The sequence below is a fragment of the Burkholderia sp. LS-044 genome (assembly GCF_004803625.1).
Taxonomy (GTDB): domain Bacteria; phylum Pseudomonadota; class Gammaproteobacteria; order Burkholderiales; family Burkholderiaceae; genus Burkholderia; species Burkholderia cepacia.
In genome coordinates this window covers 1-15,209 of sequence record NZ_SSWO01000009.1, presented here as the reverse complement: position 1 = coordinate 15,209, position 15,209 = coordinate 1, and the positions used below count along the sequence as shown (strand labels likewise).

The window sequence follows — 15,209 nt, the reverse complement described above, 5'->3', positions numbered from 1 at the left end:
GTCACGCACGCGACGCATGGACGAGCAGGACCGGAGTTTTCGTGATGCGCGCCACGCGCCCGGCCACGGTGCCGACGAGCCAGCCCGTCACGCCTCGCCGCCCGTGAGTGCCCATGACGATCATGTCCGCATTCCATTCGAGCGCGTCGCGCACGATCAGATGGGAAACGTCCGCGCCGGTTCGATCTGCGTGAACAAGTTGCGACTGCGCATGTCTGGCCGTGCCTTCGATTATGGCCGTGGCACCCTGGAGCACATGATTTCCTTCGCCGATCAATGCTTCTTCCAGTGCCCCGCCAAGGACGAAGTCGCCCAGCATTGGGGGGCGATCAACCACGTATATCGCACGGAATTCGGTGTCGACCCGCGAGAATGTCAACCCTGTCCGCAATGCGTTGAGTGCGATCGCGCTTCCGTCAACGGCGAACAGCATCCGCCGTGGCAGATGCTCGGCAACCGACGCGAAACCTTCCGGAACGATGAGCAGCGGGCATCCGATGAGTTTGCCGAGCGGGCCGGAAACCGTCCCTTCGACCCATCCGAGCAAGCCATGATGCTGACGTGCGCCGACGATCAGGAGTTCGGCCTGCCAGGTTTGCGCGCTGTCGGCCAGTGCATTCACGACATCCCCGCCTCGTGTGGCGAGGTCGATGACTTCCGTGTCGATGACGAGATCGTCGCGATCCATTGCGGCTTTGGCGCGCGACACCGCATCAGATGCATCCCTGAGCAACTCGACGCGCGCGGATTCGAGGAACGCCATGGTTTTCGACCCGAGCGGGACGAGCGTTCTCGGATTTTCCGCAACGCTGATGATGTGCACCGCCGCATTCGATGGGAGGAACGCTTTGGCATACGCGAGTGCATGCACGGATGCGGTCGAACCGTCGACGGCGACCAGCACCCGCCGCAGAGCGGGGACGGCCTGGACGGGTGAAGTGGTGGTGCTCATGAATGTCCCCCAGTGGCAACCGACGATCTCGTACACGGCAATTTTTCGCGCGGTCAGCTTTTACCTGGTTGACCTTCGTCAAGCACGTTCGCCATAGCAGTGCCGACACGGTTCACGTTCGACTGAATTACGAGCACACGTTCTGAATGCGTTTGGTGACCTGCTATCGCACGAATTCGTCTGATGATGAATTCCGGGTTAAACGCCGATTGCAAGCGAATCGGTCACGTTCGCGCAAGAAGGGTTATAGAGACGTTCAACAATCTTTGGCCAGATGCTGGGGAGAGCAAGCGGCTGCCGCCGCAGGAAGGGACGTTCGATATCAGCAGCAAGATCGTCGACAATCCATGAACGCGTAGATGTTCACGGTTCGGCGGCAGGTTACCCTTGCGTGAGAGCGCAGGCAAAGACGGGCGGACCGAGCCGCCCGCATGAAACGCACTCGTTGTCGCGGTTACTCCTGACGTCCCGCCCAAACTACGGGCCGCCGATTGATCCACGGCCGTGCGCGTTCGAGCTGCCCTGCGAGTCGCAGCAATTTATCTTCTCGCGCGAATGCTCCCGCGAACTGCATCCCGATCGGCAGACCCGTTTCGGGATGACTTGCTAGCGGCACCGACATCGCGGGAACACCGGCGACATTGAACGGCGGGGTAAGAGGCGAATGCCGGAATACTCGCTGAGTCCATTCGAGGCCGTTCATCGATTCCGCGCCCTCGCCGTACTCTCCAATGCGCGGTGGCATTTGCGGCAGCGTCGGCGTTAGCAGCACATCGAAGTCTTCGAACCAATGCCCGACAGCCCGTGTCACAACGTTGCGCATCGCCAGAGCAGCGGCGAATGCGGACGCCTTTTCTTCCTTGCCATAGCGATAACAGGCCAATGTGGCGGGCTCCAGCGTCGTCTCATCGATCGGGCGTCCCGTTGCGGCAGCAAGGCCTTCGATCCAGCCGACCAGCGTCGCCGTCCAGATCGTCGCATTCATCTGCACAAACGCGTCCCACGAGACACCCAGTGACGGCCGTACTTCGAATACCGTGTGACCGAGTTCTTCCAGGAATCGTGCCGTCGATTCCACCGCTGCCGCGATTGCCGGGTCGGTTCGATCCGCGCTCCACGGATCGGTCATCATGCCGATCCTGAGGTTGCCAGGTTCGCGCTCGACCTGCGACAGGAAGCTGTACTCCGGCGCAGCGGTCAGGTAAGGCTCGCCGATCGCCTGCCCCTGGATCGCATCGAGTAGCGCGGCGCTGTCCCGCACGCTCCAGCTCACGCCAAGTTGCACACCAAATCCTGCGAAAACTTCGTCGAGGGCTGGCCCGTTCGAGCTGCGCCCGCGCGTCGGCTTGAGTCCGAACAAGCCGTTGTAGCTTGCCGGCACCCGTATCGAGCCGGCGGCATCGGTAGCATGCGCGAGTGGGACGACGCCGGCTGCGACGGCGGCGGCGGCGCCACCGCTCGAACCGCCGGCGCTCGAATCCGGCTGCCAGGGATTGCGCGTCGCACCCTGGAGCGTGGATTCCGTGGTCGTGCTGAACGCCATTTCGGGCGTAGTCGTGCGGCCAATCGTAACGAGTCCAGCGGCGCGGAACCGCGACATGAGCCACGAATCGGCCGGGGCGACAACGTCACCGGAGAGCCGGCTCCCGAGTTCCAGCCGCTTACCGCTCATGGCAACCGCAAGATCCTTGATCAGAAACGGGACGCCAGCAAGCGGACCAGTGCAGTGTTCCGGGTTGCCTCCGCTATCGCTGGCCGGCCAGTGCTCGATAACCGCATTGATCGCGGGATTGACGGCCTCGATCGCCGAACGGGCGAGTTCGGCAAGCTCGGCAGGCGTGACTTCGCGGTCCGACACGCGTTTTGCAAGCCCAATTGCATCGTGACTTGTGTATTCGCTGAGATTCATGTGCGCCTCCAGGTTGAAGGCGACAAGATATTGCAGGCGCGGGCTCGTGATTAGCCCGTTCTTACAGCAAAGATTGAGCCATCAGCGGCACAATCTCTATGCTAGGCTCAAGCCATCAACAAATGCTCAGTCCGGATATTGCCGTCGATGACCAGGGATCTCAACGACACGCTTGTATTTATTCGCGTCGTGCAATCAGGCAGCTTTACTGCGGCAGCGATCGCGTTGCAGATTCCCAAGACGACGGTCAGCCGGCGAGTGCGGGAACTCGAGGCGCACCTCGGTTCGCGCCTGTTGCACCGGACCACGCGCAAACTGCGTCTGACTGAGGCCGGTACGGCTTACTTCGAGCACTGCCGCACTATCTGCACACAGCTCGACGAGGCAGAGAATGCCGTGCAGCGTATTCGCGGCACGCCCGCAGGCTGGCTGCGCGTGACGCTTCCGTATTCGTTCGGCGTCACGTGGATCGCGCCATTGATCGCCGGATTCTCCTCTCGCTATCCCGATGTGCGGCTCGATATTCTGGCGACGCACGTGCCATTGGATCTTTTCGATGACGAAGTGGACGTCGCTCTGCGTCTTGGCGTCCTTCCCGATTCCAGTCTCGTGGCGCGGCGACTCGGGACTTTTTCGACGTCGGTCTATGCGAGTCCCGCCTATGTCGAACGGCACGGTGCGCCGGCCGTTCCCGATGAACTCCGGCTCCATCCTGCGCTCGCACTTCATCAGGCTCGTAGCGACAGCGGCTATACCTGGCCCCTGCGCAAGCCGGGACGGAAGGCGACTCACTATGCGCTGGAACCGGTGATCGTCGCCAGCGACCCCGCACTTATGCTTGACGCCGCGCGCGCCGGAAAAGGCTTGTTGCTGGCTATGGATGCCAGCATGGCTCCCGAAGTCGAGGCAGGGCGCTTACTGAGAGTGCTGCCCGAATGGATAGGTCCACCGCAGGATTTGAACGCACTGTTTCCGCGAGAGCTGGTTCCCTCGCCCAAGCTGCAAGCTTTTCTGAACTACCTCAAAACGCAATTGCGTTTCGGCGATATGACGTGACAGACATTGAAGGCGTTCAGGTTCGACGAATGGCTCCTGTGCGCCAGGAGCGGACCTCGGAAGTGTATTTCGTTGAGCGGCTGCTCCGGGTCGATAGCGCCCGCCGGATAAGCGCGCACTCAATCTCGCTTTGCTTGAAAGGAGATTGTCATGGAATCCGAGAATGTCGTCGTTCGTGACCGTGCGCCATGGAACAAGGGCAAGCTCACCGGGCAGAAGCCGCCGTTAAAACTCCGAGAAATCTGGGCGATTCGGACGCGACTTCAAATGGCGCCGAACCTTCGTGAGCTCGCGATGTTTAATCTCTCAATTGATAGCAAGCTCCGAGCGTGCGATCTTACGCGGTTGCTGGTTCAAGATGTCCGCCACGGAAGCCACGTGGCGTCCAGAGCGACAATCATGCAGCAGAAGACCCAGCGGCCGGTGCAATTCGAGATCACGGAACAGACCCGTAAGAGCCTCGAAGCTTGGATCGAAGCGCGAGGACTGAAGGCAGCGGATTTACCGGTGGGCGAAGAACCTTCGGGCGGTGCAGTTGCTGCTCGGACACACGAAGCTGGAAAGTACGGTGCGCTATCTCGGCATCGAGGTCGACGATGCCCTTGAGATGGAGGAGCAGACGGAGGTTTAATGGCATCACGGCCGGCAAGCGGTCGCTTGCCGGCCATGAAGAGACACTTCAACCCTCGCCTTGACAGTCCGGTTTGGTAGTGCTTCCTGACACTCCACCGTGACCGCTGTCTGCTGGGGCATGCTTAACAGTCCAATACTCACACTGCGTATAGCTTGCTTAACCAGCCAGGGCCTCTCTCAGGCCCGAGACAACGTGTCGATCGTCAGGCGCGGTCGCCTTGCGAAGGTATCGAGCGATCATTGACTCCTGCTCTCGGCCCGTAGCGTAAACATGCGTGTCAGCTACTTGGGTTGCCTCTTTATTGAACGTCATGACGACATTCCGCGACTTCTCGGCTGACAAATTCTGCACAGCGTGCACCTGGTTGGAGGCCACAAACGCGATGGTTGGTGACAGCGGGAGCATGAAAAGATATTGCTCGCTCATTTTCCCTTCCTGTAGCAGTGGGCGATCACCAATTACGAGATTAAGATTTGAATCGCTGACGTCGCACACCGCCCATGTGGCACCAAGGAAAACGCTATTAAGCGTTTGCGATTCGATAATCACTTGCAGAGCACGCAGCGACGCGTTATCAAGCAGCCAAGCCCCATCGGATTCCAGATATTGCTGGAGCGTCAACTGCCCAAGCTGCTCTTTAATGTCATCGGGCGGCTCAATCCCTTCTATGTCTCGGAGCAGAAGTTGCCGCCCCCTATCACGGAGGTATTGAACCATCGACGGCACGCGGATCATCTGCGCCACGAGGAAATTGCTCCAAGCCTTCTCCTCTTGAGTCGTCAATCGGTTAAGTTCGCCAGCGAGGAGCTTCTTGTGGACCAGTGAGCCAGGTGTGTCGACAATCTTTCCGAAGACATCGACCTCGATTTCAGGGTCCATCTCCCCCGATGCTTGCCGCTGTGAATACAGGTGCTCTTCGGCGCCGACGCCGCGAGGCCCACAGCGTCCGACGTGCAGTTCGCCGTCTCGTCGCCAGTTGAAGTAGGTTAGCTTGCGGTCCGCGCCGGCCCATTCTTCAAGCAGAAATCTTGGAACAAAGTGATGATTACGATGCGATTTACCCACGAAATAGTCCTCGGCCTTTTTTAAGGCGATGTGTCGCGCAATGCGTCGCGGCTCCGCGTCGCCCAGTTTCGAAGTATGACCGTATTTCGCCGAAAGGAGACTCACGTTAGCGATCTATGAGTGACCGGGATGGGTCGACCACGGTCAACCAGCTCCGACCAGCCGCCCACGACCAATCGCTCGACGCCACGTGCCAGTCTGTTGATAATCAGGACATGATCCGCCGACGCAAGGCGTCACTTCTAACCCAAACAATCGCGATCGACACGTCTTTTGCGCATTTCTTGCCGGAGTTACTTGTGTACATCGATGTACCCCGCGGTCTCGTGTTCTTCGACCAAACTGACGCTTTCCTTCCCGACCCGGCGTTAGTGCAATACGACCGTGATTCGAAAACGATTACATCGGTCGCCGGCGCGCAGACGGACGATACGGTATGTGATGTATCGCGCGACGGCCGTCGTCTTGCATTGGCATCGGCGTCGTGGATAGTCGCACGCAATACCAACCGCAGCCGCTTGACCGTAGTTGCCGATGGCGCCGTCCTGCATCAGACCGACAAGTTTCTGTCGTTCTGGACACGCCTGGATCCTTCCGGGCGCTATGCGCTGGTAAGCGCCTTCAAGAGCAATGACAAAGGCCGTCCGGTGGTGATCGATCTGGACACCGGCGAGCATGGCGATCCTGTCGCGCGTGATTTCGATGCACGTTTCGGCGACGTGGATCCGGTCGACGGACTCCTTTGGGCTCCAGACGAACGAACCAGGAACTCGGTGCTGACCGTGAATTGCCGCAGCGGCGAAATCAATAAGGTCAACCTCCCGGCGGGCGGCAAGATCAAGCGCCTGCGCTTTGCGCGCGATGGGTCGGTCATGTTCGTCGCGAGCGATACCAATCAATTGCTGTGCTGTGACCGGAATGGCTCGGTGGTATGGTCGCGCGATATTGGCGAATTTGGCGAGGTTCGCTCGGCCAACATCCTGTTCAACGAGAGTGGCAGCCATTTGTGCTTACCCTTGCCGGAAACGGCACGCTGCAATTGGGGCGAGGATCTGGTGATCGACGCACATACCGGTGCGGTCGAACATGCCATTCAACGTCATCGTGGGCCGCCCGCGCGACTGGCAGCAGATTGGTTCGGCGACCGGCTGCTGACGCATGGCGGTGAAATCGTCGATTTTTATACCGGCGAGGTGATGGACATGCTGTCATTCAAAAGCGGCAGCAGCGCGATCGCGGGAAACCTCGGCTGCTGACATATCGATACCCCACCGCCTCACTCGGTCAGCAACTCAACACCGCGACGCGACGAGATCCCGGCCAGCTGTTCAGCAGGCTGCGGCCGCGCGAACAGAAACCCCTGCACCTGGTGGCAGCCGATTTCCTGCAGGAACGCGAGCTGCTTCTCCGTCTCGACGCCCTCCATCACGACATCGAGCCCCAGCGCGCGCCCCATCGCAACGATCGCGCGCACGATTGCATCATCCGTGCTGCCCGAACCGCAGTCCGTCAGGAACGACCGATCGATCTTCAGCGTATCGACGGGCAGATCCTTCAGGTACACCAGCGACGAATAGCCCGTACCGAAATCGTCGATCGCCAGGCTGATCCCCCGTGTCGCCAGTTCGCGCAGCAGGATGCCGATTTCCTCGCGGGTGTTCATCGCCATGCTTTCGAGCAACTCGAGCTGCAGGCATTCGGCCGGCAACGCGGTTTCGCTGAGGATGGTCGTCAGGTCGCTGAGGAAATGGTCGGTAAAGCACTGCCGTGCCGACACGTTCACCGACACCCGCCCGAACTCGAAACCCTCGTCGAGCCAGCGGCGCGCCTGTCGGCAGGCTTCGCGCAGCACCCACCGGCCGATCGGGACGATCAGCGCCGACCGCTCAGCCAGCCCGATGAAGTCGCCCGGCGGCACCAGGCCCTTGCGTGGATGCAGCCAGCGCAGCAGCGCCTCCACGCCGACGATCCGGCCGCTGGCCAGATCGTATTGCGGCTGGTAGAACAGCCGGAATTCGTTCTGCTCGAGCGCGCGGTGCAGCTCGCCGAGCGTCTCCAGCTGCTCCATCGCCGACGATGTCATCTTGCTCTCGAAGAACTGGAACACGTTCCTGCCGCGGCTCTTCGCGCCATACATCGCCTGGTCCGCGAGCAGGATCAGGTGCTCCGCCTCGGTGCCGTCGTCCGGATAGATGCTGATGCCGATGCTCGGCGTCACGAAGATCTCGCGACCGCCGACATCGATCGCCCTCGCCACTTCGTCCAGCAGCTTGCGTGCAACGCGCCCGACGTCGCGAACATCGTCGAATTCCTCGAGCACGAGCGCGAATTCGTCACCGCCCATGCGCGCCACCGTGTCGTTCGCGCGCACCGACGTGACGATGCGCTCCGCGACCTGCTTCAGCACCTCGTCGCCGGCGTTGTGGCCGAGCGTGTCGTTGACCAGCTTGAAGCGGTCGAGATCGAGGTACATCACTGCGACCTTGCGACCGAGCCGCTTCGCGTGAGCGATCGCGTGCGCGAGCCGCTCCTCGAACAGCGCCCGGTTCGCGAGATCGGTGAGCACGTCGTGCGTGGCGAGATAGCCCAGCCGCTCCTCCGCCTGACGCCGCTGCGTGATGTCGGAGAAGATCGCCGCATAGTGCGAGATCTCGTCATCGTTGTCGCGAATGCTGGTGATCGTCAGGTATTCCAGAAACAGCTCGCCGGTCTTGCGGCGATTCCAGATTTCGCCTTGCCAGTGGCCGTCGGTCGTCAGCGAATGCCACAGCTGCTTGTAGAAATCCGGCGTCTGGCGCCCGGAACTCAGCAGGCCCGGGTTGCGCCCGATCACTTCGTCCGCGGTGTACCCGGTCAGGCGCGTGAAGGCCTGGTTGACGCGCTCGATCCTCGCGTGCCGATCGGTCACCATGATGCCTTCGAGCGCCGATTCGAACACCCGATCCGCCATGCGCAAGTTGAAGCGCGCGAGACCCAGCGCTTCGTCGCGCTCGCGCACGGCGCTGCGCAACTCGTTCGCGTATTCATGCTCGATGCTCTGCAGCACGTCCGCGAAACAAAGCAGCCCGGTCAGCCTGCCCGCCTCGTCCCGAATGCCGACGTGCCGCATATTGTGCTCGGTCATGAAGCGCTGTGCTGTATACAAACTCTGCTTCGCGCTCAGCATCTGCAGCGGCTTGCTCGCGTAGGCCCCGACCGCGCCCTGGGACGCGCCTTCCGCCAGGAGCCGGACGATGTCCCGCTCGGTCAGGATGCCGTGCTCGCCGTCGTCGTAGCCGACCAGGATCGCATCGAGTCGTTGCGTGCGCATCTGCGTGACAACGTCGTGCAGCGCGACCTGCTCGGACACCACGACGGGCGGATGGACGCGGATCGATTCGATCGGCTTCAGGTGCAGGAAGAACTCCGGCCCCTGGTTCACGACGACGTCGGTCTGCGTCAGCACGCCGATCGCGGCGTTATCGCGGACCACCACGAAGTGCCGGACGCCCGACTGCTTGAACTTCATCGCGGCCTCACCCAGCGGCGTGTTGGCCTCGAGCGTCAGCACCGGATGGCTCATTACCTCGCTGACCGGCCGATCGAGCCCGTGCGGATCGTCGCCGGCCGACAGTGCATCGCGCTCGGTCCAGATCCCGACGACCTGTTCATCCTCCATCACGACGATCGAGCTGCAACGCTCGATGAACATGCGTCGCGCGACCTCCCGCACCGGCGTGGCGGGCGTGCAGGACAGAATCTGACGCGCGACGAGGCGCGCAATCGGAACATCGTAGCTGCTCGGATACATTCTCTAACCAAGACGAAAAGCCCTCGTCGGCGCGCTTCGATCCGGCAACCTTCAGGCTCGCCCGCGGCGACAGGCGCGGTGCGATCTCGCTCGCCTCGAATGGTTGCGTACTCATCGAATTCGCAGACGGGGCATTGACCCATCGCGTGAGGCGTCGCGGCGGCGAGCGTGGCACATGAGCCGCGACGTCGCATTTGACGATCCCTTGTCCAGCGGGTTCAGACGCCGGAGCGCCGCCCACTCGGAGGCAGCCGCCCTGAGTTAACGACAGATTCTTGGAAGAGTTGAGTGCCGTGACGACATTCGTGCTGCGCGCCGGCAAGTCGAGCGGCTGCGGGACGGGTGAACCGTCAATGCGGCCGAGACACCCCCGGCTTCAGCAGGGCTTTTTGTTACACGCGGGTGACAAGGCGTCGCATGGACCGGCGGCGCTCATGGCGGGATGGAAGCCGTCCACGGCTGCCGTGAAGTCCGGGCGATTCGCGGACGAGACTCGAGATCGGGCGACCAGCTGCGCCCCGGCCGCTTGCGGCCGTCTGACACGAGCGCTCGAATGGTTGACGATCCGAGCGCTCATGGTCATGTGGAACCACCGGAATGCTGCCAGCCCGGCGTAGTGCGTCCACTACTCCGGGCTTCCGGGCCTGCAATTTGAAGATCAGAAGCTATGGTGCATGCCGATGTTGACTTGAACCTGGTTACCGCCCGATGAGGTGTTGCCAAAGTCGGCAGCCGAAGCCTGAGCGCCCTGGGCATGGACGTAGGCGCCCACGGCGTAAACCGACGTGCGCTTCGACAGCGCGTACATGGCACCGAGCGACGCCTGGTTGATCGAAGCCATCGTGCGGCCTTCGGCAGCCTGGCTGGGCGTGGCTGCGGAACCGTAGACATACGTGTACCCGGTGGCCAGCGACAACGCCGGGGTGACCTGGTACTGCAGGAGCGCACCCAGCACGTTGAAGTGGATCGACGGCTGGCCATTGTTGCCTTGGTACTGCGCGTTCGAGTACCGCAAGCCCGCCGTGTACGGACCGATCTGGTATTGAGTTGCGATCTGGGCGATGCCCGCGCTCTTGAACGCATTGCCACCGTTATAACCCGAGCTCGGATAGCCCAGCGCGGTACCGAAACCCGGTTGTGCCGTTGCGTTCTGCCACCCGTTCTCACCCTGGTTGGCCGCGCGGAAGTAACCGCCGGCGACGGTCAGGCCGCCTTGAGCGTAGTTCGCCGCCACCGACCACGATTGCCCCGAACCCATCGCACCGGCAACACCGCCGAACGAGTACGCGCCTTCAGCCTGGAAGCCGTTGATGACCGGCGAAATGTACTTCACGGCGCTGTTCTGGTTCGTCGTGTTGTCGTTGTTGTCGACGTCGCCGGGGGTCGAGAATGTCGACGCTGAAATGGCGTCGCCCGTCAGGCCCTGCACCATTTCCGTTACGGCATCGAGCTGGCGCCCCATGCGCAGCGTACCGTACCGATCGGAAGCAATGCCGACGTATGCCTGGCGGTTGAACAACGAACGCGTGGCACCAATCGGCCCCTGGCCGTTTATGCCGCCCGTACCGATATTGAAACCGTTTTCGATCTTGAATACCGCCTTGAGGCCGCCGCCGAGGTCTTCGTCCCCCTTGAGGCCCCACTTGTTCGAACCTACGGCGCCCCCGTCGAGGCCGAACCGCTTGTGGCCATTGATGTTCGAGGTGTAGCCGATACCCGAATCGAGCATGCCGTACAGGGTGACCGACGACTGCGCCATTGCTGCCGAAGATGCGGCGAATGCGGCAACAGCGATAACGCTGACGTTGATGTTTTTGTTTTTCATCTGTATTTCACTGTCAGGAGTGGTTTTGGGATTGTTTGAAACGGGTTGTGTCGTATTCGAATGCAGATGACGGCGCACGGCCTGCGCGTCGTCTTGGCCGCAACGGCCAGCGTCATATTCGCCAAATCGGCATAATCAAATCAATCATTTCGTCATCCTCAAAATTGCATGCGGAGAAGCATCGCGCATCTCGACCTGTCCGGCACTCTTTCGATCAGAACAATCGTGGCGTGCCCACCTGGATCAAAGCCGCTTCCTTGCTTCCGTTGTCGCTCCAGCCCTACGGCACCGTGGATCGAGAATGTGCCGAGTCGCCTGTTTGCTGCATCAATACCTTGCCTTCCAGCTCCGGCGAAACTTCACCGTCGATCACGCGAAGAAACTTGCCCCCTGCGCGGTGATTTCCGGGCGCGCCTTGGCCACGAGCGCGCACTAGAGGATTCATTCGAACTGACGTCCTCCCGCCGTATTCATGATCCGGCGAACCGATGTGCCGAATCCGCGAAGCCGGACAACTCGAGCGGATCACCGCGCTCAGCCGAACTTTCCCCGATGGCATTTCGGAGCAGTCCGGCGTCGTCACGTCCAGCGCCCATGCAATGCCTGCGAGCAAGGTCGGCGATGACGAAACCGGACCACGCTCCACCTGCTACAAAAGACCGTCTGGAAGTACCGGCCGCCATTACAGGCTGCTTGAGCGTCCGGTTCAACCGCTGGCGAAGTACGCGAACCTAATCGCCGAGCACCAACGTGGCCGGATCGCGCTTAGCGAGTGCGAAAGACCATATCAGGAACATAATTTTGCGTCAAAAATTGTTTGATATAAGTTAATCTGGTTTGATAACGTTGCGCCATGCCGGACTTACCCTTATAGGAACTGGCCCGAGGACACCGCGTCAGCAAGATCCGCGCCGTGACGCTGATCCACGATCAGACGAAAACCCGGTGTCGAACGGGAGCGCTTACGCGCTGACGACAGACGCTGCACGCCATTCTCTCGAAGTGCTCGCTGCCATCGAGGTTCCCGTCGCTTCCGCAGCTGCCCGGGCCTTGATGATTCCGTGACCGCGTGTGACTCCTTTCGAGAAATGCGCCTGGCTGCTTCCGCTACCTGAATGAATTCATGCCCCGTTCGACTCCGTGAACACGTACCGTCCGACATCGAGCGATTTTGCGAATTGCAGATGAGCTCGCAAGTGGCCCGTCATGTGTCGTGGCTCCCGCGATCAGCGGAGTAACTTGCACACCGAGGACGACGACGTCAACGCACTTGAGGAGATCGCAGCGGCACTTGCAGTTGCATCGACAACAGAGCAGGATGCCTTTGCCAGGATGGCAACGTCGCTTGGCTTCCCTGAGCTAGTGGAGCAACTCGGCCTGGATTCGCCGCGATGACCGCCTTGCAAGCCCGACATTTCATCCGAGCCAACGTCAAGGGCTGCGTGGTTCAGCGCGACGGGCGGCGTTTCCGGGTGGCCGGCGGCCGCTTTGGCGCATTCCCGCTGACCGCATCGGGCGGCAGCCGGCCAAAAAGAGGCAGTCGACCATTGTGTCAAGATTGATAACACTGCGAACCATTCCAACCAAGGCAAAACAATGATGACTTCCGGCGACGGCCTGACCAGTCCCGCGCGGCTCCTGCGACTCGCCTCATGGGTAATCGCGATCATCTTCGCCGTCTTTCTGAACATGCTCGGCAGTCTCGTGATCCGCGACATGGCGTTTGCCCCGACGGGCGGCCCGCCCGTCATCGAGCAATTCGCCGATGCGCCGACGAAAGCGCGGCTGGACGCGGCGCGGCGCAATCTTCAGGCGCAGCACAACGCGCTTGCCGACAAGGCCGACACCATGGAGGTCGCGCGCGGCCGCGCCGCAAAGGAATATGCGGCCGAGAAGGAAAGCTTCCGCAACTGGCTGGCAACGCGCTCGGTGACCGGCGACAGTGCAAGGGATCCCGACATTCTGGCGAGAACTCGCAAGCTGGATTCGCTCCAGGCCGTGGTGGTCAACTGGCAGCATCAGATCGATGCGATCAACGACCAGCAACGGGCGCTGGCATCGCAGCAGACCCAAGTAGACACGCAAATCGCCGAAGCGGACGCAGCAGCCGAACGGCGCTTCGACGAAGCGACACGGCACTACGAGCTGCAAGTGTTCGGGCTGCGGCTTGCGCTGACGCTGCCGATACTGCTGGTTGCGATCTGGTTGTTCATACGCTATCGCAAGGTACGCTACTGGCCTTTCGTGTACGGTTTTGGCCTGTTTGCACTGAGCGCGTTCTTCATCGAACTGGTCCCGTACTTGCCGAATTTCGGCGGTTATGTCCGGGTCCTGGTGGGCATTGCGCTCACGGTGTTCGCCGGCCTTTACATGATGAAGGCCTTTCAGCGCTATGCCGAACGCAAACGGCTCGAATTGCAGCAGGATCAGGGAGAACGCGCGCGCACGATCGGCTACGAAAAAGCCGTTCGTTCGCTCGAAAAAAAGCGCTGCCCGTCATGCGACAAACAATGGAACCTCGGCGGCGACGACTCCACGTTCTGCGTGCATTGCGGATTACGACTCTTCAATGTCTGCGAATGCGGCGGCCGGAATTTCTTCTTCTTCCCGCATTGCCATCAATGCGGTGCGGCTCAAGGAAATGAGGTGCCGGCGTCATCCGATTGACAGTCGGCGTGTTTTCAACACGCACCAGTGTCGATAGCCTTCAGCGGATCGGGTCGGGTCAGTCGCGGATTGTCGAACCAGGCAGCGACCGGGTTCGGCGGCGGATTCAAAAGGTCGTTCGGCACGAGCCGCTCGATCGTTCACAATCCTCGACCCGTCGCCCCCGCGCGTCGAATCCGCAACCATCCGCGAACGCCGCCGATGCCGTCACGCGTGCGTTTCAGCGACAGCTTCGCCCGGCTTCACTGCCATTCGCCGGGATGACAGACCACCCAACCCGGATGATAGCTATCCATGTCCGTGTGCCCCCAGCACCAGCCGTGCTGGCGAATGGTTTTCATCATCAGCTCGCGTTGTGCGCACGCACTGCCCGGAGCATATTGCCCGTCAGGCAAGAGTTTCGGCGCCGCGCCGTTCCTGCATTGGCCATCGACCGCTTCTTCCTGACGCATCAGCTCCTGGACAGCGGGTGGAACGGTGCGGGCCAGCGTGGCCTTGTATTCGATGCAGGCGGCCGCCTTGGGGTCGTTGGATTTGCCGGCACATCGGGACTGGAGCTTGTCGATGTTTCTCGACACTTCTGGCGGATACGTCTCGGCGTGCGCCGCGGCAATACATCCCGCCAGCAACAGGCAGGCGGCGGCAAGAGATCTGATCAAAATCATTTCGTGAAGGACACGATGCGTCGGGTAGCCCAGGAACCGGCGAATTATGGCACGTGCGCGTTTTCAACGACTCGCCGGGCAAGGGTGTCCGGACATCCACCGGCGCCGCAACGGGACACTCACGAACACGGCCGGCGCCCCGCGGATTGCTCCAGTCGCGCGAGGTAAGCATCGCCCCATTGCTTCATCGCGTCGAGCACCGGGGCGAGCGTTCTGCCGAATTCGGTCAACGTGTATTCGACGCGGGGCGGGACCTCGGCAAAAACCGTACGGGTCACGATGCCGTCCGATTCGAGCTCGCGAAGCTGCAACGTCAACGAGCGCTGGGTCACCGCTCCGATCAAGCCGCGCAACTCGCCGAACCTTTTGGTGCCGTCCAGCAGATAGTGCACGATCAGCGGCTTCCATTTCCCTCCCGCGACATCGACCGTCGCGGCGACCGAGCACGGATACGTGCTAACCGAAGATGTCATGCCGGCTCCCAATAGGATAATTTCTTTCCCTATATATCAAAGACGTGACGGGTTCAACCGGTGAATGCAACACCGATGCTGGCGTTTAGTTTATCTGCAGGCGTCATGTAACCCAATATCTTTCTCGGGCGTTGATTCAATTGCAAGGCGATCTTGTTCAAATCGCCTTGAGA

12 protein-coding genes and 2 pseudogenes are annotated in these 15,209 nt (G+C 61.1%); 6 read left to right on the top strand and 8 right to left on the bottom strand.

Annotation, left to right across the window (positions count from 1 at the left end; translation table 11 throughout):
* Position 1 precedes the first annotated feature (1 nt).
* Positions 2 to 952, bottom strand: a complete 951-nt coding sequence (locus E9536_RS22785; RefSeq protein ID WP_136470753.1) for a universal stress protein — start codon at positions 950 to 952, stop codon at positions 2 to 4.
* A 183-nt stretch (positions 953 to 1,135) separates the two neighbouring features.
* Here E9536_RS22785 and E9536_RS41525 point away from each other — a divergent pair, with 183 nt between their 5' ends.
* Positions 1,136 to 1,303: a hypothetical protein gene (locus tag E9536_RS41525; RefSeq protein WP_168799562.1), complete on the top strand. Its 168-nt coding sequence runs from the start codon at positions 1,136 to 1,138 to the stop codon at positions 1,301 to 1,303.
* 103 nt (positions 1,304 to 1,406) lie between these two features.
* Here E9536_RS41525 and E9536_RS22780 read toward each other — a convergent pair whose 3' ends face one another.
* Positions 1,407 to 2,861, bottom strand: coding sequence for an amidase (locus E9536_RS22780; protein WP_119336693.1), 1,455 nt, complete (start codon positions 2,859 to 2,861; stop codon positions 1,407 to 1,409).
* Positions 2,862 to 3,008: 147 nt separating this feature from the next.
* Between E9536_RS22780 and E9536_RS22775 the strand changes: the two genes are divergently transcribed.
* Positions 3,009 to 3,917, top strand: coding sequence for a LysR family transcriptional regulator (locus tag E9536_RS22775; RefSeq protein WP_059693519.1), 909 nt, complete (start codon positions 3,009 to 3,011; stop codon positions 3,915 to 3,917).
* Positions 3,918 to 4,067: 150 nt separating this feature from the next.
* A pseudogene (locus tag E9536_RS22770) lies at positions 4,068 to 4,548 on the top strand (integrase).
* A gap of 159 nt (positions 4,549 to 4,707) precedes the next feature.
* Here the strand turns inward: E9536_RS22770 and E9536_RS22765 are convergent.
* On the bottom strand, positions 4,708 to 5,721 hold the full coding sequence (locus E9536_RS22765) for a DUF4238 domain-containing protein (protein ID WP_168799561.1): 1,014 nt from the start codon (positions 5,719 to 5,721) through the stop codon (positions 4,708 to 4,710).
* An 11-nt stretch (positions 5,722 to 5,732) separates the two neighbouring features.
* Here E9536_RS22765 and E9536_RS22760 point away from each other — a divergent pair, with 11 nt between their 5' ends.
* A complete protein-coding gene (locus E9536_RS22760) occupies positions 5,733 to 6,872 on the top strand; it encodes a hypothetical protein (protein WP_211097485.1) in 1,140 nt (379 codons plus the stop codon).
* A gap of 20 nt (positions 6,873 to 6,892) precedes the next feature.
* On the opposite strand, the gene E9536_RS22755 is transcribed toward E9536_RS22760, so the two are convergent.
* From E9536_RS22755 to E9536_RS42155, 3 genes and pseudogenes are all read right to left on the bottom strand, one after another.
* On the bottom strand, positions 6,893 to 9,406 hold the full coding sequence (locus E9536_RS22755) for an EAL domain-containing protein (RefSeq protein ID WP_136470749.1): 2,514 nt from the start codon (positions 9,404 to 9,406) through the stop codon (positions 6,893 to 6,895).
* A gap of 658 nt (positions 9,407 to 10,064) precedes the next feature.
* Positions 10,065 to 11,231, bottom strand: a complete 1,167-nt coding sequence (locus E9536_RS22750) for a porin (RefSeq protein WP_059693529.1) — start codon at positions 11,229 to 11,231, stop codon at positions 10,065 to 10,067.
* A gap of 214 nt (positions 11,232 to 11,445) precedes the next feature.
* Positions 11,446 to 11,941: pseudogene (locus tag E9536_RS42155) on the bottom strand (XRE family transcriptional regulator).
* 529 nt (positions 11,942 to 12,470) lie between these two features.
* On the opposite strand from E9536_RS42155, the gene E9536_RS41520 reads away from it, so the two are divergent.
* Together E9536_RS41520 and E9536_RS22740 are read left to right on the top strand one after the other, a co-directional pair.
* A complete protein-coding gene (locus E9536_RS41520; protein WP_155687470.1) occupies positions 12,471 to 12,626 on the top strand; it encodes a hypothetical protein in 156 nt (51 codons plus the stop codon).
* Between the two features lie 201 nt (positions 12,627 to 12,827).
* Positions 12,828 to 13,898: a hypothetical protein gene (locus E9536_RS22740; protein ID WP_136470747.1), complete on the top strand. Its 1,071-nt coding sequence runs from the start codon at positions 12,828 to 12,830 to the stop codon at positions 13,896 to 13,898.
* A 242-nt stretch (positions 13,899 to 14,140) separates the two neighbouring features.
* Here the strand turns inward: E9536_RS22740 and E9536_RS22735 are convergent, their stop codons facing one another.
* Together E9536_RS22735 and E9536_RS22730 are read right to left on the bottom strand one after the other, a co-directional pair.
* On the bottom strand, positions 14,141 to 14,563 hold the full coding sequence (locus E9536_RS22735; protein ID WP_136470745.1) for a hypothetical protein: 423 nt from the start codon (positions 14,561 to 14,563) through the stop codon (positions 14,141 to 14,143).
* A 119-nt stretch (positions 14,564 to 14,682) separates the two neighbouring features.
* Positions 14,683 to 15,036, bottom strand: a complete 354-nt coding sequence (locus E9536_RS22730; protein WP_136470997.1) for a helix-turn-helix domain-containing protein — start codon at positions 15,034 to 15,036, stop codon at positions 14,683 to 14,685.
* Positions 15,037 to 15,209: the final 173 nt, after the last annotated feature.

Excerpts from the sequence above, each read along its gene's own strand:
- E9536_RS41525 (WP_168799562.1), top strand. The coding sequence starts at position 1,136 with ATGATGAATTCCGGGTTAAACGCCGATTGCAAGCGAATCGGTCACGTT.
- E9536_RS22730 (WP_136470997.1), bottom strand. The coding sequence starts at position 15,036 with ATGACATCTTCGGTTAGCACGTATCCGTGCTCGGTCGCCGCGACGGTC.
- E9536_RS22760 (WP_211097485.1), top strand. The coding sequence starts at position 5,733 with ATGAGTGACCGGGATGGGTCGACCACGGTCAACCAGCTCCGACCAGCC.
- E9536_RS22780 (WP_119336693.1), bottom strand. The coding sequence starts at position 2,861 with ATGAATCTCAGCGAATACACAAGTCACGATGCAATTGGGCTTGCAAAA.
- E9536_RS22775 (WP_059693519.1), top strand. The coding sequence starts at position 3,009 with ATGACCAGGGATCTCAACGACACGCTTGTATTTATTCGCGTCGTGCAA.
- E9536_RS22735 (WP_136470745.1), bottom strand. The coding sequence starts at position 14,563 with ATGATTTTGATCAGATCTCTTGCCGCCGCCTGCCTGTTGCTGGCGGGA.
- E9536_RS22740 (WP_136470747.1), top strand. The coding sequence starts at position 12,828 with ATGATGACTTCCGGCGACGGCCTGACCAGTCCCGCGCGGCTCCTGCGA.
- E9536_RS22785 (WP_136470753.1), bottom strand. The coding sequence starts at position 952 with ATGAGCACCACCACTTCACCCGTCCAGGCCGTCCCCGCTCTGCGGCGG.
- E9536_RS22755 (WP_136470749.1), bottom strand. The coding sequence starts at position 9,406 with ATGTATCCGAGCAGCTACGATGTTCCGATTGCGCGCCTCGTCGCGCGT.
- E9536_RS22750 (WP_059693529.1), bottom strand. The coding sequence starts at position 11,231 with ATGAAAAACAAAAACATCAACGTCAGCGTTATCGCTGTTGCCGCATTC.